The organism is Enteractinococcus helveticum (genome assembly GCF_020742345.1).
GTDB classification, from domain to species: Bacteria; Actinomycetota; Actinomycetes; order Actinomycetales; family Micrococcaceae; genus Yaniella; species Yaniella helvetica_A.
In genome coordinates this window covers 1-24,153 of the sequence record NZ_DYXC01000044.1, presented here as the reverse complement: position 1 = coordinate 24,153, position 24,153 = coordinate 1, and the positions used below count along the sequence as shown (strand labels likewise).

Here is a 24,153-nt window from a genome sequence, read left to right as displayed (position 1 = left end):
CCGGGCCGAGTCGTAAGAAGAACCATTAGCGCTGTGGACGGCCCTGCGGCATTTCGTTGGCGGCAACGGCCGGGAATGGTTTGCCGTCATTGTATTTATCCTCGACACGCTGGACTTCTTTCATGACCGCACGAATAATGAACTGGCTCAGGGAACGATGCCCTTCGGCCACCATCGTGTGCAGGACCGCTCCGCGCAGGCGGGCAGTGTCTTCGGGTTCTTGATAAAAGCTGACCTTATTCGGGTGTCTGCGCGGCGCCGTCTCCGGGTGCTGCAGCACCTCTTCATTGACCTCTTCGGCCTCGGCTTCAACTTCCTCATCAACTTCAGGTTCGGCAAACGGCGTTGGAATCGCAATGCCAATGTCGAGTGCACCCTGGCCGGCCGCATCAGCGTCCTGTTCGACGACGGCCTGCTCTACCGGTTCTTTGACCAATTCGGTAGGCTCCAAATCGAACAGCATTGCGTGTTCAAGCGGCTCAGACATAATTCACCTGTTGATAACTCGACGGCGGACGTGACTGGTTAACACTCTAGAGCCAGAACCAACACGAATCGGCCAACCCAAGCTGGTGTGGTGCGGGAGGGAATCTAGCGCTGGGAACTCTTCGGTTCCCGCCGGGATCGTTCTAGAGTTGAAAAGTCCCCTCAACCAACAGCAAAGGATTGTCCCATGGAATTTCATCACCCGATCATGGCAGCGCCAATGGCAGGCGGACCGTCGTCAACCGCATTGGCTCGAGCGGTTGCGTCCACGGGCGCGATGGGATTTCTGGCTGGCGGTGGGAAGACCGCAGCCCAGGTGACCCAGGATTATCGTTCCGTGGCCGACGCCGGACGCGTTGGGGTCAACCTCTTTGTTCCCGATGTGGCCAATACCGCGGTGGACCCGGTGGCCAGTCGCCAGCGGCGCGCCGAACAACTCACCGAGTTCCGAGAAAAGCTCCTGCCCTATGCCGAGCGACTGGGTGTTGACATCCCAACCGTAGAACAAGCCGGGGAAAATGTCACAGAAGACTGGGATGCCAAACTTCATGCCGCAATCGAATGGCCCATCGTGTCGTTTACCTTTGGGCTACCGGCCCCGGCGGTCTTTGAACACCTGCACGGGTCAAACACCCAGGTTGGAGTAACGGTCACCTCGGTGGCCGAGGCGCGCAATGCGGTTGATCACGGCGCGGATTTTCTGGTGGTGCAGGGCCCCGAAGCCGGCGGGCACCGTTCGGTGCATGATCCACAGGCCGACCCCGAAGACATCCCACTGTTGGATCTGCTGGATGCCGTGGACGACGTCGTCGATATTCCATTCGTGGCTGCCGGCGGGATCATCACGCCCGAACAGGTGCTCCAAGTGCAAGAGCACGGGGCGGTTGCGGCATCGGTGGGGACAGCACTGCTGCTCTCGGATGAGGCCGGTACCAATCCGGTGCACCGGCAAATGCTGCAGGAAGACCGTTCGGGAGTCACACAATTGACGCGCGTGTACTCGGGCCGGGTGTCACGTTCTTTGGTCAATGAGATCATGGAGCTCGACGCGCCGGCGGTATACCCGGAAGTCAATGCGTTGATGGTGCCGATTAAACGGGCGGCCGCCCAGATTATGGATCCGCGCTCAACCCACCTCTTTGCCGGGACCGGGTATTTACAGGCGCGAACCGGCCCGGCCGCTGACATTGTGCGCTGGTTGGCGGGCGAGCGAGCCTAATTCAACACTGGCTGTACGGGTGGACGACGTGGCTGAGAGACGCAAAATCGTCTTCGAGGAGGACGCGCGAGCCCGGATGCGGCCCTAAGATGGGGCTTCGTGAAGTTCTTTGACCGGATCGCCTACCTGTGGCGCACTTACCCGCGCATCGCGGACGGCCTGATCACCCTGCCCCTGTTGGGGCTGATTGTCCTGAGCTCAAGCGGGGCCGCGAGGTCGGCAACGTTCCCGATCCTCGTGTATCACTGGCCCGAGTGGGCGTTGCAGGCCGTGATCATCACGGTCTTGGTACTGCACATGGCGCCGTGGGTGTTTCGGCGCACCAATCCGGTGGCCTCGGCGGCGGTCGTCGTCGTCGGCTCGCTCATCCAGCTGTTTTTGGGGCCGGAACTACTACCGTCGATGGTCATGGTTTTGCTCACGGTGCAAAACCTGGCGCACCTAGCGCCGTGGTGGGCCTCCATCGCCGGGTTTGTGACGGCGCTGATCGGGGCGGTGCTCTATGCCGCATCAATTACCCTCATGCCGCACTTTATTGGCCACCGCGCCGGCGGCGAAGCCGATATTTACGGCCCGGTGAGCTCGCCGATATTCGTGCTACCAATCAGTATCCCGATTATCGCCCTGGTGGTATTAGCCTGGGCCATCGGCAATGTGCAACGCACCCGGCGCGTGCGGGTGGAAACCCTGCAGGCCCGCACCGAACAACTGCAAATTGAGGCGCGCCAGGAACGCGAACTCGCCGCGGCTGATGAACGCAACCGCATTGCTCGCGAGCTCCACGATATTGTTGCTCACTCGTTACAGGTCATGATTTCTCAGGCCGACGGAGGCCGTTATGCGGCCAAGACCCAACCCGAGATTGCCGGTCAAACCCTAGAAACCATTGCCACTACGGGCCGTGATGCGCTCAATCAGATGCGCCGGCTGCTGGGCGTGCTGCGCGATACCGACGACGCCGAAACCTCGCCCCAACCCACCCTGGCCGATCTGGATGAGCTGATCGAAACCGTGCGCCTATCCGGGCTGCAGGTGGACCTGCATACCATCGGGCAACCCGCCCACCAACTAGCCGATGGTGCAGAACTCGTGCTTTACCGCATCATCCAGGAAGCCCTGACCAATGTGGCCCGCCACGCCGGGCCGCAGGCCAGCGCAACCGTCACCCTGCACTGGCGCGCCACCGGGGTTGCGGTGACCATTGACGACGACGGCGCCGGCACCACCAAAACCGATAACGCCGGACAGGGTCTGGTGGGTATGCGCGAACGCACCGCGCTATATGATGGCACGCTGCACGCCGGACCCAAAGCCGGTGGCGGATTCCGGGTCCACGCCCATTTGCCGTATCCGGTCATGTAGACCGAGACCGCCGATACATCGCATCCACAACGACCCCACAACTGATCACCAGCACACTCGTCGTGATCGCACTGGTGGTGAGACCGCCGGTCACCAATCCAATAATGATGCTCGTTACACCTAAGAGCACCGCGACCCTGGCGAGCACAGCTCCTACCAATCGACCTGCTCGTTCACGCGATGGCTCAGCGGGTTCATGCGTGTTGTTCTCCATATGTCCACGTTGCCACATATGCTCTGCCACCTGCCACAATGGAAGATATGCAGCCCATCAAAGTCGCGATCGTCGACGATCAACAGCTCATCCGCTCCGGCCTGTCGATGCTCATCAACTCCCGGGATGATCTGCGCGTCACCGGTGAAGCCGCCAATGGCCAAGAAGCACTCTCCTCCGCGCACGTGGTAGCCGCCGACGTCGTCCTGATGGATGTTCGGATGCCGGTCATGGATGGCATTCAGGCCACCGCGCAGCTGCTGGACCGCAATGACCAGCTGAAGATCATCATGCTCACCACCTTTGATCTCGATGAGTACGCCCTGGATGCCATTGACGCCGGGGCCAGCGGATTCCTACTCAAAGACGCCCCGCCCGAGCAACTGCTGGCCGCAATTGACTCGGTGTATCACGGCGATGCGGTGATCGCGCCGTCCACCACCAAGCGGCTGCTAGAACACCTGGTGACCCCGAAACGTGCGACGTCGTCGTCGAACCACACAACCGAGATGGCAGCGTTGGCCAGTCTGACGGCCCGCGAGCGCGAAGTGTTGGAGGCCATGGCCGATGGGCTGTCCAATGCCGAGATAGCGGAGAAATTGTTTGTCTCGGCGACCACGGTGAAAACCCATGTGGGTCGAGTACTGACCAAACTCGGGGCGCGCGACCGGGTCCAGGCCGTCGTGTTCGCCTACCGCGCCGGAATTGTGTAGCGGCAAGCATTCCGGGCCATAATGATCGCATGGAACCACGCAGAGGACTCAACGATAAAGATTTAGCAAACCCGCGCCGTGCCAAACCCGCCACCGTGGGCATGACGTTGCTGTTGATCATTGGCGGGCTGGTCATGGGGACATCGCTGGCGCTGAACTTTTTTATTGGTGAGTTCTACGTGTGGATTTTTGTGGTCGGCGTCGTGCTGATTGGTATTGCCGTGGCCTATCTGGTGGTCAATGCGTTTAAGGACGACGCCGGGAACGAGACTTCAACGCGTTGAGGTCGGTTTATTCAACCGGTATGGTTGCCGAATCGGATGAGTTTTGCCAGTGTAACTCCAGCGTGATCGGACGTTCAGTCACCTCGGCTGGTATGTCCACGGTGTGCTCAACGGGCGCATAATCCGCCGTGCAGGGTCGCTCGTCCGTCGCATTGCCTAATTGCACCGCAATGGTGGCGGCATCGACGGGATCAACGTCAATCACTTCGTCTGGGCAACTCGACGACCCGTAGGTGGTCAGCTCGATCGTTTGCTCGTCAATAAGTACAGCTCGGGTTGAGAGGTCTGGTACGTCCGTGGTGGTCTCCTCCGGCGACGGCGTGTGAGTCACCGGAGCGTCTGGCTCGCTCGGGGACTCGGGTGGTTCAGTGGAGCATCCGGCCAGTGTCCCAGCGCAAAGCATCGCAGCCGCATACACCCAGATGCGAAATTGTTTCGTCTTCATAACGAGGACCCCCTCTCTGACCTCACCGGTCTGGCGATGTCGGTTTCTTTGATCATAGTGCGGGCAGGCCGGGCAAGAAGAAATAGGCCAAGACGCCCCACACCAGCGCACTGAACGCTAAGACCGGAATCGTAACGGCCAGCAAACGGGCACGGGTGACCTGGGGTCCGTCGTCGGCCATGGAAGCACCACGGGCCAGCTGATAGGCCAGTTCGATACGGGCCGGCGAGGCGATAGTCCCCCAGCAGCCCGAGGCGTTATTCATGGCCATGGACCATTGCGGGTCGACGTTGAGCTGTGTTCCGACAGCCACCTGGGTTGGGCCAAACATCGCATTGGTGCCGGTGCCCGACGCCGTCATATAACCACCCAGCGCGCCGACAATAGGCATCAAGAAGAGATAACTGCTGCCCATGCCTGCCAGGGATTGGGCCAGGGTTTCGGCGATATGACCGCCCTGCATCACGACACCGAACAGGATGTACAGGGCGGTGGGCACGCCGGTGTTGAGCCACAGTTTGAAAGCGCTATCGGCCAAACCGGTGGCGGGTTGTTTATATTGCAGCAGTGCCACACCGACGCCGGCGAATGCGTAGACGGCGGGGCTGGCGACGATTTCTGTCCACCAGGCGGATTCAAATGGTGAGGAAATCAGCTGACCGGCGATGGTCCCGAAGACCAACACCGCATAAGGCACAATCGAGCCGCCGGGGCCGGGGAGCAGCTTGCCCTTGCGCACCACAAGTAACCACGCGATAGTCATGATGGCGGCAGCCACCGCACCGGCAACCGGGGTGCCCAACAACAGGTTGGATACCAGAACCAGCAGCGCCAAGCTCAGGCCCGAGGCGGCACCGACGGCCAGATAGCCGGCACGTTTGGTGCCGCGCACACCTGCGTGACGAGCAGCGATGAAGGCTGTGACAACACCTGAGATGATCACGGCCGGAAAATTCACCACGGCGGTGGCCAGGCCAAATTCGGTGAGTGGCTGGCCCGCCAGTTCAGCCCCCAACAGGGTGCCGGGGCCCATGGATCCCCACGGGCCAATGACGATGCCCATCAGCGTGATCAGTGCGGCGCGGTAAGCGGTAAACCCAAATGCCAGAGTCAGCGGCAGCCCGATGAGCAGCGAGACGCCGAACCCGGTGACCGATTCCATAAACGGCACCACACCGTTGGCCATCATCAAGGCGGAACCCAGGGAGGCGCCCCCGGCGGAGAGCCAGTCGGCGAATTGTTTCTGAGCACCGGTAAAATCCATGACCCGCGCTAATGTGACGCCGCCGCCAATAATGGCCAGGACTTGGAGCATTGTGATCATTGAGCCGCCCACGGCCTCGGTCAATTCGGTGGTCTGGGCATCGAGCACCCACAGCCCGACGACGATGGCAGCCAGCACGCCCACGACCGGTGGCACCCAGGCGGGCAGACGGGTCAGCAAGAGTCCAATCACCACGAGGACCGGGACGGCTGCCAGCACCAGGGTCACAAAGCCTACCTTTCACAAAACACTCAGCACATCATCATACGCCTGCTCAGGCAATGCCAATACTCAGTGAATCAGCACCGCTGTTATGCCGGGGAGATGAACATTTATGACGCCGCGTGAAGATTCTGGTCAGCACATTTGGTCGTCGATTTCCCAGGAGTCTAGGCTCGAGCACTACAACATTTGACTAATGAGTTTTGCTTCGACGAAACGTTTTGAAAGTTGGTCCGTTTTGATTCTTACAGGTTTAGCTCTCGGCGCCGTGCTCGGGATTGTTATGCAGCGCGGCCGGTTCTGCGTCACGGCCATGATGCGTGACATCTTTATGCAACGCACCTGGCGCACATTTGTCGCGCTACTGGTGGTCATTTCTATCCACGCGGTGGGCATCGCGGCCCTGACCTCAACCGGTGTGATCACCCCGGGCGACAGCACATTTGCTCCGGCCGCCGTCGTCGTTGGTGGCTTTGTATTTGGTCTGGGCATTATTCTGGCCGGTGGTTGTGCTTCGGGAACCTGGTTCCGCTCGGCCGAAGGCCTGGTGGGTTCCTGGATTGCCCTGGCCATGTACGCGCTGTCGGCTGCGGCCATGAAGTATGGTGCGCTGGCTGGATTTGATGGCTGGATGAAGAGCTGGGATTCTGGGTTAACCACCATTCCCGAGCTGCTGGGTGTATCGCCGTGGTGGTTCGCAATCGCTTTATCTGTGCTGACCTTCTTCCTGGTGCGCCACTTCCGCGCCCAGGATGCCAAACGTCCCAAAGCCGCCCGCTTGGGGAACCAACCGGTGTGGAAGCGTCCACTGAGCCTCTATACCGCCGGGGCACTCATTGGGCTGCTCGGTGTGCTTGCCTGGCCGTTGTCGGCGGCCACCGGGCGCAACAGTGGGTTGGGTATCACGACCCCGACCGCCAACACCCTGCAATACTCCGTGACCGGCGATACCGGCTACATCGACTGGGGTGTGCTGTTGGTGCTGGGGCTGTTCCTCGGGGCGTTTCTTGCCGCCAAAGCTACCGGCGAATTCCGGATCCGTATTCCGGATGCCACCACCGCGGTGCGCTCGGTTGCTGGCGGGCTGATGATGGGCGTGGGTGCCACCCTGGCCGGCGGCTGCACCGTGGGCAACGGTATGGTCCAAACCAGTCTGTTTAGTTTCCAGGGTTGGGTTGCCCTGCTCTTCATTGCCGTGGGGATCTGGGTGGGCGCGAAATTCTGGCTCAAACCCGCCAAGGCCACCAAGGCCCCGCAGACCTACACCACTGATGACTCGGTGGGTGGTGCGGTGGCACTGCAAGACGCCGTGGCACTGAACACCGCACCGGGTGCGCCTGTGGGCAACGGGCTGGCCGGGATGGCTGCGGCCACCGGACTGATCACCTTGCAGTCAGAGGACAAGGCCCGGCATTTAGGTAATGGGTATTTCGCGCTGGACTCGCTGGGTGCGGTCTGCCCGTTCCCGCGGATCGAAGCCAAGGACGTTATGGCCGATTTGGAAGTCGGCCAACATTTGGTCATCGATTTCGATTGCACCCAGGGCACCGAAACCATCCCGCAGTGGGCGGTGGACGACGGCCACGACGTCACTGATTTCCGAGAAACCGGGGATGCCTCCTGGCAGATCACCATCAAAAAGGGCGAACCGGCTAGCTAGCTCGGTGCCAAGCAGGAGAGTGTACTGTCATCCTTTGGGACGATACGTGTCCACCCAAGATGGTCCCAGAAGCTGACGTGCGTAAACGCGGTACGGGGCACACTGGAAAGTATGAAAACACCCCTTGCTCCAACTGCCCCGGCTGCCGTAGCAGCCCAGTCCATTACCAAAACATACGGCTCTGGCGTCACGAAGGTCGCCGCACTCGATGACGTCTCCGTGTCATTTCGGCCCGGGGATTTCACCGCGATCATGGGACCATCGGGTTCTGGAAAATCTACGCTGATGCACTGTCTGGCCGGCCTTGATACGGTCGACTCCGGCCAGGTGGCCATCGGCAAAACCGTGATCACCGGGATGAGCGACCACGAACTGACCATCCTGCGGCGCAAACACGTGGGCTTTATTTTCCAGGCCTTCAACCTGGTGCCCACCCTCTCGGCACGCGACAACATTCTGCTGCCGCTGGATCTGGCCGGCGCAAAAGTTGATCAGGCCTGGTTCGACCAGATCGTTACCACCCTGGGATTGACTGACCGGCTGGCCCATCACCCCCACGAATTATCCGGTGGACAACAACAGCGCGTCGCTGTTGCCCGGGCCCTGCTCACGCGCCCCGACGTCGTCTTCGCAGATGAGCCCACCGGCGCCCTGGACTCAACAACCGGTGCCGAAGTGCTGCAACTGCTGGCAGACTCGGCGCGCGACATGGGCCAAACCATCATCATGGTCACCCACGACCCGCATGCCGCAGCATACGCCGACAACGTGGTCCTACTCAAAGATGGTGCGATTGTGGGCGGGGTTCAGCAGCCAACCGCCGACGCCGTGCTGGCCGCCCTGGCAGAACTGGGGGCCTAAGCATGTGGAAACTTAGCCTCAGTCAACTCAAAACCCACCCGCGCCGCTATATTGCCGTGGTATTGGCCATCACCCTGGGCACCATGTTCCTGGCCAGTGCGCTACTGGTCACATCCTCGGCCAAAGAAACCACCAAGCAAATGCTTGGGGCCACCTATGCCAATGCCGATCTGCTCATCAACGCAACACAGGAGGCCTATACCGACCCGGAATCCGCACTCTATGATCACCTCGGCGGCCTAGAGCAACCCGGGGATTTGGAAGCGATCCCCGGGGTTGCAGAAGTGTATCCGCTGATTCAGGTGGCCACCGGTTTGGTTCTGCCTGAAGGGTCCGAACAGCGTGGCACATTTGACGCCGACGCCGACTTCCTGTTGGCCACCAACACCCCGGACGACACGTCACTGTTGGCCACCCCTGTTACCGAGGGCGCACTGCCAACAGCAGACTCCGAAATTGCTATCGACACCACGGCCGCGGACCGTCACGACCTGGCCGTTGGTGATACGGTCACCCTGCGGTCCATGGCGGAAGACGACGAAAAGGATTTCACCGTCTCGGGTATGGTCGACACCTCGGGCGATCCAACCGCAATCGGTGCGATGACCGCCTATCTGACCCCGGAGGCACTGAGCGCATTTGCCGGGGAACATCCCATGTACTCGATGGGGCTGGTGCGTGTCGATGGCGAAGTGGACGCCGTGTTAGAGCAACTCACCAATGCACTGTCCGGGGTGGCTACGGTCAATACCCCCGACGTCGAAATTTCTGAATCCTTGGTCGATACCTTCGGCTTCGATGCCATCACAGTTGCCCTGGGTGGTTTTGCGGCCATCGCCCTGTTGGTCATGATGATGGTCATCAACAACACGTTTTCGGTGCTGGTTGCCCAACGCACCAAAGAATACGCGCTGCAACGCGTTCTCGGCGCAACCCGCGGCCAGATTCGCAAATCCGTGCTCGCTGAAACCCTGATGATCGGTCTGATCGGCTCGACACTAGGCATTGCCGCCGCCATGGGACTGATCTTCGGGCTCATCCTGGTAGCCCAGAACTGGGTGGACCGGGCAACATTTGCCATCGATGCGAACCTGGTGTGGGTTGGCGTCGTCGGTGTGATCATCACCGTGATTGCCGGGTGGCTCCCAGCCGGCAGAGCCATGCGGGTTTCCCCGTTAGAAGCAATGCGCCCGGTGGCAGCCATGACGGTGGAATCCAAAGCGGGCCGTATCCGGTTATTCTTCGGTGCCCTGTTATTTATTGGTGGCGCTACGGTTATGGTGATCTTCGCCAGACACGGCGAGGTCGGCTTGGCCATTGTGGCCGGGGCCGTGTCCTTTATCGGGGTGCTGCTACTGAGCGTCCTGTTTGTGCCTGCCGCAGCCTACGGGCTTGGGTGGATCACCCGCGCCACCGGGGTTCCTGGCAAAATGGCACAGCTGAACTCCACCCGGAACCGGTCACGCACCGCCGCCACTGCCGCAGCATTGATCATCGGCACCACGCTGGTCGCGATGATTCTCACCGGTGGTCGAACCTTCCAGCACAATAGCGATCAACTCTTAGCCACCAATTACCCTGTCGATATCTATGCTGACCTAACCAACGTCGATGCTGCCGATTCGCAACGCGTTGATGAAATTGTCACCGCGATGCGCAACACCTCCGGAGTCGAAAATGCGGCACCATTGCAACCGGTCGGCACCGTGCAGGACCACAATGAGCCCGTCATGGCGGGCGATCCAGCCCAGCTGGCCCAAATATCTGCTGGTCTGACCGATGCAGACGTCGCGGCCCTGCAAGCACCAGGCACCGTGTTGGTATCAAGTGGCTACCAGGCAGCTACCCTCACGGTCGATACGGCTGACGGGCCCGTTGAGCTCAATGCCGTACGGTCAGATCTACCCTCGGTAACAGCACTGGTTTCAGATGTCACGGCCCAACAGCTGGCGTCTGAGCCGGCCGGGACGGCAACCGTGTGGATCAAGGTCGACCAAGACGAGATACCCGCCTCCGAGCTACAAGACCTGTTAGCCACATTAGCCGCCAACACCGGGGTCTCGGCCGCCGATTTTGAATCCCCGCTCATGATGCGCGGCGTCTATCAACAGGCCATTAACACGGTTATGCTGACCGTCGTGGGACTCTTGGCGATCTCCGTGCTCATCGCTTTCGTTGGGGTGGCCAACACTCAGGCCTTATCGGCTTTGGAACGCACCCGCGAAAACGCTTTGATGCGAGCATTGGGCATGACGAAGCGCGGCCTGCGGGCCATGTTGAGTTGGGAAGCCGCCATCATTTGTGCCGTTGGTGCGCTGCTGGGATGCGGCCTGGGCATGTTTTATGGTTGGGCTGGCTCGGTTGCGCTGTTCTCCACGGCCTTTGATTCCCAGTCCGGCAGCCTCGAAATGGCCTGGCCCTGGGCAACTATCGGTGGTATCGCCATCACTGCGGTGTTGGCAGGGCTCATCGCCTCGATCATTCCGGCACACCGGGCGGCCAAACTCTCCCCTGTGGCAGGTCTCGCCACAATCTAATATTCGCGATTCCCAGGGCTTCTACCTCGCGATCTCACCGGCATCACGAACAATTATTCGGACGCCGGTGAGATCGCTTCTTTTGGCTACAAGGACGCCGAAACGGTTTCCAAAACGGCCCGCAATGGGTCTGGGATCGGCTTCGAGGCCTGCTTTTCGACATCAAAGAGGACGACGACGGCCTCGACCGTGACACAAATTTCGCCATATTGCAGCAGCTCGTGCTGGAGCACAAACGAGGTGTTGCCAATGTGTGAAACCCACACGTTGACGACCACACTGTCCTCATACATGACCGGACGCAAGAACTCGGTCGTCGCTGTTCGCAGCACCATCTCTAAGGGGCCATTCCATTGACCGCGCTGTTGTAGCTCAGTGATCGCTCGGATACGCGCCTCTTCAACCAAGGTCATAATCGTGGCGTTATTGACATGCGCCAATAAATCTTGGTCTGACCAGCGAAGCTGGATTTCGATAGGTAGCGCATTCTTGGGTGCATTCGACACAGAGACTCCTGAAATTTGACAAGAAAATTTTGTGACTGACACTACCCTAGTCCGCTCGCGCAGGAGACCTGAGACCTGGAATATGAGACCCGCTGCATGTCTAGACAAAGTGCGAGAGTTACTCAAAAGTAGCCCATTATTTCAACCCCTTGAAACACCACCAAAACCCGGGTGCTTGAATCTTCACATTCCGCATGTTCATGCCTTAGTTGAATCTTTTATCGTTAAAAATTCACCCTCAACCATTCCCCTATAAGCGGATTGCAACTAGTCTTGACATACAACGCAGAGCGTTTTCGCAACATGCGGTAGAACGGCCCGCAAGCCGGGCGATGAGGTCCTCCACGTCAGGCTGCTCCGGGGTCTGAAACCGCAGTGCGATCTGCGTTGGCCAAAACACTCTTCACCGAAACTTGCACCTGAGGAAGGGGAAGAACATTGTCTGGAAACCCCATCACTTTTCGGCGTCAAAGGGCCTCGGAGGTACTCGACAATGTTTTCTCACAAGGTGGCGGTACCGTCTTAGTCGATGGTCTGGCCGGAATGGGCAAAACCTATTTCTTGCGCGAACTCGCCCAACAGGCCAGACAGCGCGAGCTGTGGCCGGTGACGTTCCTTGCCGCCGACCGGATCGAACGCGGTGAACCCTACAGCTTCATCGAACGCTTTCTGGCCGCTGGTTTCGTTTCCGATTGGGATGTGGAAACCGAAAGTAAGAAACAACCACTCTCGGTGGCTCGCGCGTGTGTTCGGCATCTGCTCAACAGCACGAGCGGATCAGAACAAGGACACATCATTCTCATTGATGACGCCCACTGGATCGACGCCGATTCCACTCGGGTACTGCGCCACCTTATTCCACGGGTGAACCGACGCAATATTGTCTTTGTCTGCAGTGCCCGTACACCCCACGAACCCTCCTCGATCGGACAGTTTCTAGCCCAGGCGGCAGCCGCCAATCCCCAAGACCAACACATCGAGATCGGACCGCTGCAAGAATCAGAGATTCGGGCACTGGCCATGGACCGCTTCGGCATGACGATCTCGCATCACAACGCCACCGAACTACAGCGCGCCACCGGTGGCTCTTTTCTTGGCGTGGACAGTATTTTCAGCCAGGTCACGCCCGAAGAAGTCAAGCAACTGCACCGCACGTGGAAATTTCCGATTCGCGACGTCGAAGTCCAAAATCCCCTGCTGGGTTCCTTCTACGAGCTAGATACGCAGGCCCAAACCGTAGCTGAAATTGTGTGCCTGGCCCAGCATGAATTACCGCGAGAAGTGCTACTGGCCACGCTGGAACAACTGGGACTGCCCAATAAAATTTATGATGCGATTCAGGCGGGGGTGATTCGAGAAACCGGATTTGGCAAATCCATTGTGCCCAAACACGAGCTCATCGCCTCGGCGGTACGCAGCATGGTGAACCCACCATTTCGGCGCAAAGTCCACCGAGTCTTATCCGAATCCACGGATGGGTATCGATCAGTGTGGCACATGTTTATGGGTGCCGAATCCTGGAATGAAACTTTAGCGGCACGCGTCGAAGAATACGTCACCGAGGCCACCGAGTTGAGCCACTTCGACCACGCCAGCGAGATTCTGCGCATGGGACTGGAACTGGCGGAGGATTCCAACGTTCGGCAGCGGTTAATCACCGACCTGGTCTTGATCAGTATCCGAGCCAAAGCGGGGTACCGGTGTTTAGATTTGCTGCCCGAAATTGAGTCATTCCCGCACGGTATGCTGCGCGAGTTCTTGGCGTTGATGCTGCGGGTCTACATCGTAGATGATCCCTATCCCGAAGACCGAGCTCGCGCGGTGCTGGATGCCAGAAGTGAAACTCCAGACGAGACCGCACTGCAGGGATACCTGCTCTTCACACTGATTATGATGATGATGCGCAGTCCCGAACGCCGCAGGGTGCTGGATATGATTCCGGTGGCTCAAGACTTCATCGCCAAGGGACCCCAGAGTCCCGAGGAACTGCTGGATCGTCGGTTTGCCTGGATGGTGGCGCCCCAAGATTTCATCCTGCATTTAGAGTGCATGGAATTAGTCCAGTGGAATCTTGCTGGCCGTCAGCAAGATATTCGTATGGCGCTTCCGGAACTCATGCGCCGAGTAGCGACCCTGCCATCCAATGGCACCAAGATTGATTGTTTGACCACGTTGTCGGGTCTCGCTATGGCCATCGGCCAGACGTTTCGAGCCCACGATATGGCAAGCCAAGCTATTGATTTACTGGATCGCGGCGTCTTAGAGTCTTGGTCCAATGCGACCCCGCGCATCATTCAGGCTCACTGCTGCCTATTATTCGGGAAATATCATGAGGCCGCCGAAGCGTTGGATCAGTTTGACGAAATCAACCACGATTCGCTGGATCTGGAAGCCCGACTCACCGGTGCAGCACTGCGCGCTAAGATCCTCACTATTACCCAGCAGGCAGATCCGCAAGCCTATATTGGCCAGGCCGAACGCCTGTGGGACTTCGACTGGGAACACTACGGCCGGGATCTGGCAGTCATGGCGCAACTGGAATACGCTCGGGCCCACGGCAATGATCAGGCCATTTTGGAGATCACCGCGCGCCCGGAGGTGCTCAATATTGCCACGACGTTACGCGGGTTTTTGACCTACCGGGCGCATGCACTGATTGACGCCGGTGAACTGGATGCCGCCGAAGACCTCATCGAGGAGCTAACACGACGCCGTGGCACCACCTGGTTTGAGCACTGGGGCAGCTTGGACTGGCTCAAAGCTCGCCTGGCCCAAGCGCACGGCCGACTTGATGCAGCCCAGCAACACTACAAAGCTGCCCTGAAGCAGCAAACATATCCGCTGGCATGGGCACTGACCAACCGCGATTACGGCGTCTTCTTATTAGAACAGCACGATTTTGAAAAGGCCGACGCCGTCCTGCGCCAAGCGGTGACGACGTTGGAAGACCTTGACGCAGCCGCCTATCTTGCCTCGGCGCGCAAGCAATTAGACACCGCTATCGAAGAAAATCGTCAGTCGCGCAATGAGGTCTTGACCAGTATGACCCAACGCGAGCGCGAAGTCGCCGCCTTATTGGCCGATGGCCACTCCAACCGGTCAATTGCCCAACGATTAGTGGTCTCGCAATCCACCGCGCGCTTCCACGTGTCGAATATCTTGCGAAAACTCCAATTGAATTCACGGGCGGAGGTCGCAATGCTATTTCATGAGTCGTTGCGAACCCGAGCTACCGAAGAATCTGCAACCGACTAAACCCCTCCTACCCCACCCTGACTCGCCCAAGGTGGCACAGGTTTTTGTGTGCAACACGCCTGTGCGCCGTCCTGCCAGATTCCCCGCGGCAAACCTAGTACCTATTCCCACGGCTGGTAGGTGAGAACCAACAGTGGACTGGTCATAGAGCTAGTGTTCTGTCCGCTTGCGGCTCATAGTCTGTGAATCATCTGGGATTCCAGTCGATATTCACTTATCGCTCAATGTGCACCGACTGCGAATCTTCAAGGCTCCTCATGCATTACCGAGCGGAGAGGCGGCACCGCGTGCAACGACCTGAGCCGGGCACCGGGATGTGCAACAGCCCGGGACCCATCCGAACATCGGTTGCCGCCGTCTGTAGTGCCGCCCTGGTGATCGCCGGTCTGACAGCTGGGACGGTCCTTGCTTCCGCAGCAGAATCTGAGTCGGTGACAATCCACGAGACTCCGCGGCAGGAGTCGACCACCCAATCGCCGAGCACTGATAAGAAGTCCACGGCGAGATCTTCTCCAACGGCTACGGCTCAAGAAACCGAAACTGCCGAAGAAGAAGACGATACCGCGGTTGAACCAGAAGAAACTGAAGCCACCATCACGGTGCACGTCGGTGACAACCCGTCCGGGCTGGCTGGGGTCTCACTGCGGTTATATTCCGGTGGTGAATCCGGTCCAACATCGGCTGTGACCGGCTCCTGGGCTCAGTGTACGTCCAATGGTTCCGGCGAGTGTTCCTTTACTATCCCGGATACGCATCCGGCCACAGATGATTACGAGCAAGGGGAGAACTACGATCAGCGCTTCTGGGTTGTACAAGAATCGGCGCCCGCTGGTTGGTATGCCAATGCAACGGTGGGATTGAGCTCGGAAACCCCGTACCGGTTCCGCACCGGCCCCGCCCTGCGCGCAGGTGCAAGCTATAACTCCGGCAGTGACTTTATGCGCACCCAAGGTTCCTCGGGAACCTGGCAGAATTCGCGGACCAATCCTTCCGCCTCGCTCAGCTGCCGACCCGGGGCCAAGATTGCCTTGATATTAGATCGCTCCGGTGCGGTGGGAGACTTCACGGCAGCAGCTCAAACCATGAAGCGCCGCCTGGCAGGTACCCATTCGACGGTCACCGTCCTGGATGGTGGCCTGGAACAGGCAGCACAGGGCTCCTATGATCTGGCCATTGTGGTGGGGGCCGGTGCCAAGGCCAGCAGCTTTGCTGACATTGAGCACACTATCCATTCGGCCAATGCGGTCAAAGCCCAGGGCACCCGCATCTTAGCGGTCAGTGTGGGAGAAACCAGTGCGGCGAACCTGCAGGCAATTGCCGGATCGCAGACCTCCAGCTCGGTGTCCTATAACGGCGCGGATGTGCACACGATGAGCCCGGGGCGGCTCCCCATGCTATTGGACTCGGTTGCCGACCAGCTGGCCTGTGAAACCACCGTGCAGATCACCCAGCAACTCAGCGCCTACGGTCAGGACACTGCAACCGCCGGCTCGGGTTGGAACTTTCGTCTTGAGTCCACACATGCTGACAACGCACCAGAAGCCACCCAGCAAACCGGCGAACAAGGCACCGTGTTCTACACCCTGGACCTGGACTCTGCCAAGGCCACCGGGCTAACACTCAACTCGCTGCTCACCGACCAGCAGCAAGCCGACGGTTGGGTGGCCAAAGACAGCAGCTGTGATGTCAACGGGACCAGGGTGGCCAGCGGCAAGGCCACAGCCGAGTTGAAGGTTACCCCCGGTGATCGAGTGGAGTGTACCTTCCACGCCGTCCAAACCCTGGATGCTGCGCTGAAGATCTCTAAGCAGGCCTGGGGTACTGAAAATATTGCCGGATTGGCTGATGCACCCCAGATTCCTCCTGGCAGTTCGATCTCCGCCGGCACGACTGTCACCTGGACCTACCTGGTGACCAATACTGGGGAAACTCCGTTGGACGACGTCGTCGTCACAGATAACCAGTTGCCAGATGATGCCATCAGCTGCCCCAGAAACACCTTGGCTGTGGGTGAGTCCATGACGTGCACTGCCTCAGGGGCGGTGACGGCCGATCACTAAACACTGCAGCAGGCCGGTTCGGTGTCGTGCACACGGGCGATACCAGGTATCCGGAGCACTTTCTCATCAAATACTCAATCACTATCGCCGGGGCCAAAAGCACCGGGTCACACACAAGGAGAGATCATGAAGAAGACAACCAAAGGCTTCCTGGCCGGCGCAGCCGGACTGGGTTTGCTCCTGGGTGGGTCAACATTTGCGCTGTGGAGCGACAGTGCCAACCTCGATGCTCAACGAATCCGGTCTGGAGATCTCGAGGTCAAAGTCAATGAGGCCAATTGGCGGGATATTTCGCCTGATCGCACTGATAAAGGCCGCAGAGGACACCACATTAACCTGGAGCGCTTCCGTATCATTCCGGGAGATAAGATCCAGGCCCGCTACCCGGTCAACGTGGCCCTTGAAGGTGAAAACATGGTCGCGCAGCTGAAACTGACCGAAGCAGGCAAGCACGATTCGGACGAGTTGACCAAAGGCCTGGACATCGAATACGCCATCCAAGATCGCTGGGGCAGGACCGTAGACACCAGCGGCAAAGACGGTTCGAGAATCTTCCTGGCCGCCAAGGACAACGGCAATGCAGGCAACCTGCCACGCGTTGATGCTGACAGTGCTGGCCGTGCTGAATTCACCGTGACTGTGACCGTGACCTTCAAGGAAGGCACCTCAGACCGTGATCTGACTCAGGCACAAGCTCTCTTGAAAGATTCGGAACTCGAATTGCAACAGGTTCGTGCCGGTGCCCACGGTTATCAAGGCAGCGGACACCGTGGCCGGCGCTAACCCATAACCCATACGCACCGTATTGATCCAGAACTTGCAGGACCCACCAGCGCAGTATAAGGAACGCACCATGGAAACCAGGTCAGACACTCCTCGTCACTCACACAGACAACCTGACCGCACAGCACGGGCCAAAGACCCGGGTGTGCTGCATGGTGTGATCTCTGGTATGACAACCGTTGCGCTGGTGGGTTTACTGCTCCTGGTAGCAGCCGTCGTCGTCGTGCCAAAACTCATGGGCGGCGCGGGGCTGACCGTGTTATCCGGGTCAATGGAACCCACCTATTCACCCGGCGATATGGTCGTGTCCGTTCCCCAAGATTCCTATGCCATTGGCGACGTCGTCACATTCCAACCTGTTTCCGGTGATCCCACCCTGGTAACCCACCGGATTGTCGCCCACCGCACCGGTCAACACGGCGTCAGCTATGTGACCCGCGGTGATGCCAACAGTCAGGATGATAACCCCATCATTGCAGAACAAGTCATGGGCAAAGTGATCTATCACGTGCCCTATGTCGGTCACGTTTCGAATCTTGTTGGCCAGCACCGGTCCACCATCGTGGTGCTTGTCGCCATCGGGCTATTTGGTTATGCCGCGTATGCGATTTCCTCGGGGGTAAGGGCTGCACGGCGACAGCAAGGATCGGAGGATCATGGCCTCATCGCCTCATGACGACGATCCTGCCCAGTTCGGCTGGTTGCTGCCGCTCGGGGTGGCCGTACTTGCCGGAATCGGTGCAGCCGGTGGCACATTTGCGCTCTGGAACGACCACGGCACCACCCAAGCCCAGTTGGTGTCCTCCGGTGACCTCAACATCTCCAGCCTGTCAGCCCCCACCTGGTATGAGACCTCCCCGGATGTGACAGCTGTGCCGCGCGAAATTGACCCGGCAACGTTTTTGCTGCGTCCCGGAGATTCTGTTGCGGTGACCATCCCGTTTGAAACCAGCCTGCGCGGGGATAATTTGCGCACCGAGCTCAGCGTGGAGTGGTCCGCTGAGTCGACGCTGCCGCACGGTGTGACCGGCACCTACACACTGGTTGATCGCCGCGGGAACCCACTGCATGAGACACCGGTTGAACTTGGTGAAGCCATAGAATTTGCTGCCCACGACGGCGGGCACTACAGGGTGACAGTCGAACTGGACCTGGCTGAGGTAGAAACTCGTTTTGGTGCCGAGTCCCCAGACCCAGTCAGCGAACTGGGCAATTTTGATGTTGCCGTACATCAGGTCCGGCCGACAGGTGGGGCATCATGAAACACCGCAAAGCGCCACCGGCTTGGCAGCGCACCCTGAAACTGGCCGCCGTGACCAGTGCTGCGGGTGTGCTGGTTGGTGCAGGCGGCACCACCTTAGCGCTGTGGAATACCAGCATCGACTTTTCTGTCCAAACACACAGCGGTTACGAATATTTTGCCGCAGGAACCCCCGCAGCTACCAAGGCTGCCGTCGATGGACAAGTCACCGTGCCCATCGGTACTGAAGCGGCTGCCACCCTGCAAGAACAACGCGCCGTGGCCATCGCATTTGAGACCCAGTCGGTGAGTCAGGGTAATACGGGGCTGCGCTATCAGCTTGTCGAACCCGACTGGGGCGACAATATTTTTGGTGCCGCGTCCACCACGCTGTTCCGGGTCTCTTCTGCAGCAGCCTGCACGGTTGATGCCGCCCCGAGCACCGGCACCCAACCGGTCTCCACCCCGGTGGATGCCACATATTCAGCCTCGACTGAGCCGGTGGTTGAGTACTGGTGCTTAGTCGCCGTCGTCGATGAATTCTCCGATGAGGGCACCTATGCCACCTCGGTGGAAGCCACCGCACAGGACCCAGCCGATGTGACAGTTGAGGCCACTGATCAGTGGCACGCGAAAGTCACCACCGCCTTAGACCCGGCCAATGAGCCACCCCACCAGTTAACCGTGCGCTATGAGACCTTCCGACCGTGAGTAGATGATTTGTGAAACGACAATTGCGTCCCGTAGTTGAGAAAATGGCGGCTACTGCAGGTAGCGGGCTGGTGCTCTTTGCCCTGGGGGCCTCGGCTGCGGCCTTCAGCCAGGCGAACAATAACGCCATGCAATTATCGTGGGACGGCGTACATTACAGTTCTTCGACGTCCCAAGCATTTTTTGACACCCCGGTCATTGTGCCGGGTGATTCGGCCCGGCGAACGCTGTTGGTGCGCAATGCTGGTCCCTCAGATGCGATGTTTCGGGCCAGCATTACCAACGTGGACCTCACCCACGATCGATCTGATGATTTTTACGACCAGCTGCTGATTGATTGGAACACCGGGCAAACCACCGTGGGACAGCTGGCTGCCAACGGTGAAACGACCATCGTTGACGTCCAGTTGGCGCAGGGCGAGGAATTCGAAATTACCATTGGGTATCACCTCCCGCAGCACACGGTTGAGGGTAATGGTCGAGGTGGGCGGCTGGCGGGTTTTGATGTGCAGCTGGATCTGACCGGGATGTCCACCCCGGCCGGCGATTAACCCTGCCCGCGGCTCTGGTACCGCAGAGTCGAAATTCCTCAGTCAGAGAGCTTAGCCGCGCATTGGGTGCATGAAACCGGTAAACTCCAAGAAGACACAAAACATAGCCCGCATACACCCGACCACGATATAGGTGGGTTCATGACCTTCAGAAAATTTGGGATGGCACTGGTAACGGCGTCCCTGTTCATTTTCGGTTTCCTTTCGCCAGCTCAAGCTGCCGACCCGGTGACCATTCCGCCGGGAACATTTGTCGTAGATGAATCCGATGTGCTGTCAGATAGTGAAGAGCGTGAACTCGAAGATCAAGTGCGCCAGTTGCAGTCCGAACACGGTGCCACCGTATTCATTCTCTATGTTCCGACCTTTGAAAACCCTGCAGAACCTGAAGACTGGGTCCAAGAAGTCGCCGAACAAAAGCAACTTGGCTCCAATGACAATATTTTGGCGATTGCCACACAGGATCGGCTCTATAATTTCGTGGCCCATTCCGCCGGCCCGTTTCGGCAGTATCAGTCCGATATTGACCGCCAGTACATTCTGCCGGCACTGTCGGATAGCGATTGGTTTGGTGCCGGGCAAGGTGCCATTGCGGGCCTGGCCTCTGCAGCCGGCGGTGATGTGAGTTCCGGTGGTGCGCAAAACGACGCATCTGGTGGCGGGAGCTGGTTCTGGTGGCTGCTGTTACCTGGTGGTATTCTTGTGGCGTTTCTGATCTGGCGTTCCTCATCTAATACCAAGGAGCGTCAGCAGCGCGGCGGGCCGGTGCCTGCTGGTCCCACCGATCCCCGGGATACGATCCCGGTGAACGAATTGCGCGCCCAGGCCGGTTCGGCATTGATTCAAGCCGATGACGCCATCAAAATCGCAGAACAAGAGATCGGGTTCGCCCAAGCATCCTATGGGGACGCCTCAGTCGAGGTCTTCCAGCAGGATTTGCAAGCGGCCAAAGACCACATGCAACAGTCCTTCCAACTGCAACACCAGCTCGATGACCACATTCCTGATACTGAAGCAGACCAGCGAGCCTGGTTGAAAGAGATTCTGGACCGTTCAGCGCAGGTTATGTCGTCGCTGCAGGCCCACGAGGAAGATTTTGCCACGCTGCGCGATCTGGAAAAGAATGCCCCGAAAGCCTTGGAGCGTGTGACATCAGTTTTCGCTCCGCTGCCAGCACAGATTGAAACCGCTTCGGCTACGATCGAGGGCTTATCAGCTAGCTATGATGGCCCAGCATTTGAAGAAGGTGTGGAGAACTTAGACCAAGCCAAGCGACTCTTGGCTTTCGGTCAGGAAAAAATCGCATCCGCCCAGAGTGCTCTACAGCAAGCTGATCGGTCACAGGCTGCTTGGAATATCCACGAAGCCGAAAACACGACCCAAGAGCTCCAAGAACTGTTTGCCTCAATCCAGCAGCTGCCGGCACAGTTGGATAAAGCACAGCGTCAATTGAGCGTCGAGCTTGCACAAGCACAGTCCTTATTGGATGAGGCCAAAGAATTTGCTGCCAAACACCGGACTGACTCGGCCCTGCCGCGCAGTATCGCCGCACTTGAGCAGGCCGTAGAGCGTATCACGGCCCAGAGCCCAAGTCGGCGTCCGGTCAAGGATCTTGAAACTCTGGATGAAACGTTGGACCCGTTGGCCGAACAGTTGCAGCCATTGCGCGATCGACAACAGCAGGTCGACGCCGCACGACGAGATTTTGATCCACTGATGGCCAGAGCAAAAACGACCATTGATACCGCGGATGATTACATTCGCCGTCGTCGCGGTGCCGTGCGGCATGATGCCCGGACCAAACTGTCGGCTGCCCAAATACACTTTAATACCGCGCTGAGCATACAGCAGACTGACCCTGTCCAAGCGGTTGCAGAAGCACAGCAAGCAGCACACCTGGGTCGGCTGGCACAACAACTGGCCGAACAGAATTATCACGATTTTGATGACTACCACCGCGGTGGTGGCAACCGAGGGGGCTCGAATATGGGTGCCATGCTCGGCGGGATCCTACTGGGCCATATCCTGGGCGGTGGGCGAGGCGGCTCCTCCTGGGGTGGCGGTGGTTTCAGTGGTGGCTCATCCGGCGGTGGCGGAGGGTTCTTCGGAGGATCCGGAGGCGGCTTTGGTGGCGGCGGAGGCTTTGGTGGTGGAAGCGGCGGAAGTTTCTAATTGTTCATAAACATCCCATAACGTAGCAATAACCCAAGACGAACCGGCGGCGAGCCGGAACCATACGAAAGGTACCGAATATGGCGAAACAATCCATCCTGGGGCGCATCACACAAATGGCCAAAGCCAACATTCACGCAATGTTGGATTCAGCCGAAGATCCACAGAAAATGCTCGACCAGCTCATTCGCGATTACACATCCAATATTGCTGACGCTGAGGCTGCCATCGCACAAACCATTGGCAACCTGCGCCTGGCCGAAGATGACTACCGCGAAGATCTCGAAGAGTCCAGAACCTGGGGCAATAAGGCCCTGGCGGCTTCGAATAAGGCAGAAGAACTCCGCGCCAACGGTGACACAGCTGGCGCCGAAAAATTCGATAAGCTCGCTCGGGTCGCCATTGAACGCCAGATAGATGCAGAGTCCTCAGCCAAGACCGCCCAACCGGCCATTGCTTCCCAGAACGAAGTCGTTGACAAGCTGAAACAAGGCCTCGAGACGATGAAGCAAAAGCGCCAGGAACTCGTGAGCCGCCGCGACCAACTCGTGGCCCGTTCCAAGGCTGTACAAGCCCAGGCTCAGGTTCAAGATGCCGTGAAATCCATCAACATCTTGGACCCAAATTCTGAGATCTCACGCTTTGAAGAAAAAATTCGTCGCGAAGAAGCTCGTGTCCGCGGTCAGGAAGAACTCGCCGCTTCCACGCTGGACGCCCAGTTTGAAGAACTGGAAGATCTCGGCCAACAAACCGAGATTGAGGCACGTCTGGCAGCACTGAAAGCCGGACAACAGCCAAAACAGCTCGATAACTAACGCACAGCAGCCGCAGAAGTCTGGCCGTCAATTCCCATCGCGGGTTTTGGCGGCCAGTAGGTTAAATTGGGCGCTCGTTGAGGAGGACCATGGAAGTATCGGAAGCTCACGCATTTTTGGTGCTCGCTGAAGAACTCCACTTCGGGCGTGCTGCAGAGCGCTTGCAGATGGGCCAATCTCCCCTGTCGCGGCTCATTCAACGGCTCGAACGCTCCCTGGAAGCCCAACTATTCAAACGCACTTCCCGTCAGGTCGAGCTCACGGTTGCCGGCAAGACCCTGATCGAGCCGGCCCGTGACCTGGTAGCTGCATCGCAGCGCGCGGTTGAAGCCGTGAAATCGACAATGACCGGCCAGATTGGCACCGTCTCACTGGGCTTTGCTGGTGCCTCGTCCAATGCCGAAGTTGCAGCCCTGGCCCGCGAATTAGCCATTCGAGCACCGCGGTTACGCTTCGAGGTCCAGTCATCTCAGTTTGCTGATGACTCGTTGAAAAAAGTGCTCGATCAGTCATTGGATTTCGCCATTGGGCTCTGGGAGTTCTTGCCCTCCGAATTGGATGCCCTGCACCTTGGCGACGACGAGGCACTCGTGGCACTGCCAAAACACCATCCGCTGGCCAAACACGATGGCATCCAAATGGCCAAGCTGGCCCATGACCCGTGGATTAATCTGCCCGGCGGCTATAACTCGGCCCTGCAGAATCGATTCCGCCAGCTGACCCTCAATGCGGGTTTTGTGCCACGGCGTCAACAAACCGTACCCGATTCCTGGACCGTGATGCTACTGGTGGG

At 58.8% G+C, this 24,153-nt stretch carries 21 protein-coding genes; 17 read left to right on the top strand and 4 right to left on the bottom strand.

Features of this window, described 5'->3' with window-relative positions:
- Positions 1 to 25: 25 nt before the first annotated feature.
- Entirely contained in the window at positions 26 to 487 is a 462-nt protein-coding gene (locus K8V32_RS03575; protein ID WP_303902991.1) for a ParB family protein, read from the bottom strand.
- Between the two features lie 186 nt (positions 488 to 673).
- Between K8V32_RS03575 and K8V32_RS03570 the strand changes: the two genes are divergently transcribed.
- From K8V32_RS03570 to K8V32_RS03555, 4 genes are all read left to right on the top strand, one after another.
- A complete protein-coding gene (locus tag K8V32_RS03570; RefSeq protein ID WP_303902988.1) occupies positions 674 to 1,705 on the top strand; it encodes a nitronate monooxygenase in 1,032 nt (343 codons plus the stop codon).
- Positions 1,706 to 1,804: 99 nt separating this feature from the next.
- On the top strand, positions 1,805 to 3,067 hold the full coding sequence (locus tag K8V32_RS03565) for a sensor histidine kinase (RefSeq protein WP_303902985.1): 1,263 nt from the start codon (positions 1,805 to 1,807) through the stop codon (positions 3,065 to 3,067).
- 252 nt (positions 3,068 to 3,319) lie between these two features.
- Positions 3,320 to 3,994, top strand: coding sequence for a response regulator (locus K8V32_RS03560; RefSeq protein ID WP_303902981.1), 675 nt, complete (start codon positions 3,320 to 3,322; stop codon positions 3,992 to 3,994).
- A 29-nt stretch (positions 3,995 to 4,023) separates the two neighbouring features.
- Complete coding sequence (locus K8V32_RS03555; protein WP_303902979.1) at positions 4,024 to 4,278, top strand: hypothetical protein; 255 nt, start codon at positions 4,024 to 4,026, stop codon at positions 4,276 to 4,278.
- A gap of 7 nt (positions 4,279 to 4,285) precedes the next feature.
- On the opposite strand, the gene K8V32_RS03550 is transcribed toward K8V32_RS03555, so the two are convergent.
- Both K8V32_RS03550 and K8V32_RS03545 read right to left on the bottom strand, forming a co-directional pair.
- Positions 4,286 to 4,723: a hypothetical protein gene (locus K8V32_RS03550; RefSeq protein ID WP_303902976.1), complete on the bottom strand. Its 438-nt coding sequence runs from the start codon at positions 4,721 to 4,723 to the stop codon at positions 4,286 to 4,288.
- A gap of 52 nt (positions 4,724 to 4,775) precedes the next feature.
- Positions 4,776 to 6,215 (bottom strand): L-lactate permease, encoded by a 1,440-nt coding sequence (locus K8V32_RS03545; RefSeq protein ID WP_303902971.1) that lies wholly within the window; start codon positions 6,213 to 6,215, stop codon positions 4,776 to 4,778.
- Positions 6,216 to 6,447: 232 nt separating this feature from the next.
- Here K8V32_RS03545 and K8V32_RS14615 point away from each other — a divergent pair, with 232 nt between their 5' ends.
- The 3 genes from K8V32_RS14615 to K8V32_RS03525 all read left to right on the top strand — a co-directional run bounded on the left by K8V32_RS14615 (position 6,448) and on the right by K8V32_RS03525 (position 11,267).
- A complete protein-coding gene (locus K8V32_RS14615; RefSeq protein WP_369681036.1) occupies positions 6,448 to 7,869 on the top strand; it encodes a YeeE/YedE thiosulfate transporter family protein in 1,422 nt (473 codons plus the stop codon).
- Between the two features lie 111 nt (positions 7,870 to 7,980).
- Positions 7,981 to 8,730: an ABC transporter ATP-binding protein gene (locus K8V32_RS03530; RefSeq protein WP_303902968.1), complete on the top strand. Its 750-nt coding sequence runs from the start codon at positions 7,981 to 7,983 to the stop codon at positions 8,728 to 8,730.
- Between the two features lie 2 nt (positions 8,731 to 8,732).
- Complete coding sequence (locus K8V32_RS03525) at positions 8,733 to 11,267, top strand: ABC transporter permease (protein WP_303902965.1); 2,535 nt, start codon at positions 8,733 to 8,735, stop codon at positions 11,265 to 11,267.
- Between the two features lie 86 nt (positions 11,268 to 11,353).
- Here K8V32_RS03525 and K8V32_RS03520 read toward each other — a convergent pair whose 3' ends face one another.
- Positions 11,354 to 11,773: an acyl-CoA thioesterase gene (locus K8V32_RS03520; protein WP_303902963.1), complete on the bottom strand. Its 420-nt coding sequence runs from the start codon at positions 11,771 to 11,773 to the stop codon at positions 11,354 to 11,356.
- A gap of 438 nt (positions 11,774 to 12,211) precedes the next feature.
- On the opposite strand from K8V32_RS03520, the gene K8V32_RS03515 reads away from it, so the two are divergent.
- The 10 genes from K8V32_RS03515 to K8V32_RS03470 all read left to right on the top strand — a co-directional run.
- Positions 12,212 to 15,028 (top strand): helix-turn-helix transcriptional regulator, encoded by a 2,817-nt coding sequence (locus K8V32_RS03515; protein WP_303902960.1) that lies wholly within the window; start codon positions 12,212 to 12,214, stop codon positions 15,026 to 15,028.
- A 287-nt stretch (positions 15,029 to 15,315) separates the two neighbouring features.
- Positions 15,316 to 17,088: a CLIPPER-2 domain-containing protein gene (locus tag K8V32_RS03510; RefSeq protein WP_303902957.1), complete on the top strand. Its 1,773-nt coding sequence runs from the start codon at positions 15,316 to 15,318 to the stop codon at positions 17,086 to 17,088.
- Between the two features lie 126 nt (positions 17,089 to 17,214).
- Entirely contained in the window at positions 17,215 to 17,871 is a 657-nt protein-coding gene (locus tag K8V32_RS03505; protein ID WP_303902954.1) for an alternate-type signal peptide domain-containing protein, read from the top strand.
- Between the two features lie 70 nt (positions 17,872 to 17,941).
- The gene (locus tag K8V32_RS03500) at positions 17,942 to 18,547 is read left to right on the top strand and encodes a signal peptidase I (RefSeq protein ID WP_303902951.1); all 606 of its coding nucleotides are present in this window, start codon (positions 17,942 to 17,944) and stop codon (positions 18,545 to 18,547) included.
- The gene (locus tag K8V32_RS03495) at positions 18,528 to 19,133 is read left to right on the top strand and encodes an alternate-type signal peptide domain-containing protein (RefSeq protein WP_303902948.1); all 606 of its coding nucleotides are present in this window, start codon (positions 18,528 to 18,530) and stop codon (positions 19,131 to 19,133) included. The genes K8V32_RS03500 and K8V32_RS03495 overlap by 20 nt, the downstream gene beginning before the upstream one ends.
- Positions 19,130 to 19,822 carry a hypothetical protein gene (locus K8V32_RS03490; RefSeq protein WP_303902945.1) on the top strand — a complete coding sequence of 231 codons (693 nt, stop codon included), beginning with the start codon at positions 19,130 to 19,132 and terminating at the stop codon, positions 19,820 to 19,822. Before K8V32_RS03495 ends, K8V32_RS03490 begins: the two co-directional genes overlap by 4 nt.
- 11 nt (positions 19,823 to 19,833) lie before the next feature.
- On the top strand, positions 19,834 to 20,373 hold the full coding sequence (locus K8V32_RS03485) for a hypothetical protein (protein WP_303902942.1): 540 nt from the start codon (positions 19,834 to 19,836) through the stop codon (positions 20,371 to 20,373).
- A 141-nt stretch (positions 20,374 to 20,514) separates the two neighbouring features.
- A complete protein-coding gene (locus K8V32_RS03480; RefSeq protein WP_303902939.1) occupies positions 20,515 to 22,545 on the top strand; it encodes a TPM domain-containing protein in 2,031 nt (676 codons plus the stop codon).
- Between the two features lie 80 nt (positions 22,546 to 22,625).
- On the top strand, positions 22,626 to 23,360 hold the full coding sequence (locus tag K8V32_RS03475; RefSeq protein ID WP_303902936.1) for a PspA/IM30 family protein: 735 nt from the start codon (positions 22,626 to 22,628) through the stop codon (positions 23,358 to 23,360).
- 89 nt (positions 23,361 to 23,449) lie between these two features.
- Positions 23,450 to 24,153, top strand: a 704-nt coding sequence (locus K8V32_RS03470; RefSeq protein WP_303902933.1) for a LysR family transcriptional regulator, incomplete at its 3' end; no start/stop codon positions are given.

Coding starts and splice junctions, on each gene's coding strand:
- K8V32_RS03575 (WP_303902991.1), bottom strand. CDS start 487: ATGTCTGAGCCGCTTGAACACGCAATGCTGTTCGATTTGGAGCCTACC.
- K8V32_RS03570 (WP_303902988.1), top strand. CDS start 674: ATGGAATTTCATCACCCGATCATGGCAGCGCCAATGGCAGGCGGACCG.
- K8V32_RS03560 (WP_303902981.1), top strand. CDS start 3,320: ATGGAAGATATGCAGCCCATCAAAGTCGCGATCGTCGACGATCAACAG.
- K8V32_RS03555 (WP_303902979.1), top strand. CDS start 4,024: ATGGAACCACGCAGAGGACTCAACGATAAAGATTTAGCAAACCCGCGC.
- K8V32_RS03550 (WP_303902976.1), bottom strand. CDS start 4,723: ATGAAGACGAAACAATTTCGCATCTGGGTGTATGCGGCTGCGATGCTT.
- K8V32_RS03530 (WP_303902968.1), top strand. CDS start 7,981: ATGAAAACACCCCTTGCTCCAACTGCCCCGGCTGCCGTAGCAGCCCAG.
- K8V32_RS03525 (WP_303902965.1), top strand. CDS start 8,733: ATGTGGAAACTTAGCCTCAGTCAACTCAAAACCCACCCGCGCCGCTAT.
- K8V32_RS03505 (WP_303902954.1), top strand. CDS start 17,215: ATGAAGAAGACAACCAAAGGCTTCCTGGCCGGCGCAGCCGGACTGGGT.
- K8V32_RS03500 (WP_303902951.1), top strand. CDS start 17,942: ATGGAAACCAGGTCAGACACTCCTCGTCACTCACACAGACAACCTGAC.
- K8V32_RS03495 (WP_303902948.1), top strand. CDS start 18,528: ATGGCCTCATCGCCTCATGACGACGATCCTGCCCAGTTCGGCTGGTTG.
- K8V32_RS03490 (WP_303902945.1), top strand. CDS start 19,130: ATGAAACACCGCAAAGCGCCACCGGCTTGGCAGCGCACCCTGAAACTG.
- K8V32_RS03480 (WP_303902939.1), top strand. CDS start 20,515: ATGACCTTCAGAAAATTTGGGATGGCACTGGTAACGGCGTCCCTGTTC.
- K8V32_RS03475 (WP_303902936.1), top strand. CDS start 22,626: ATGGCGAAACAATCCATCCTGGGGCGCATCACACAAATGGCCAAAGCC.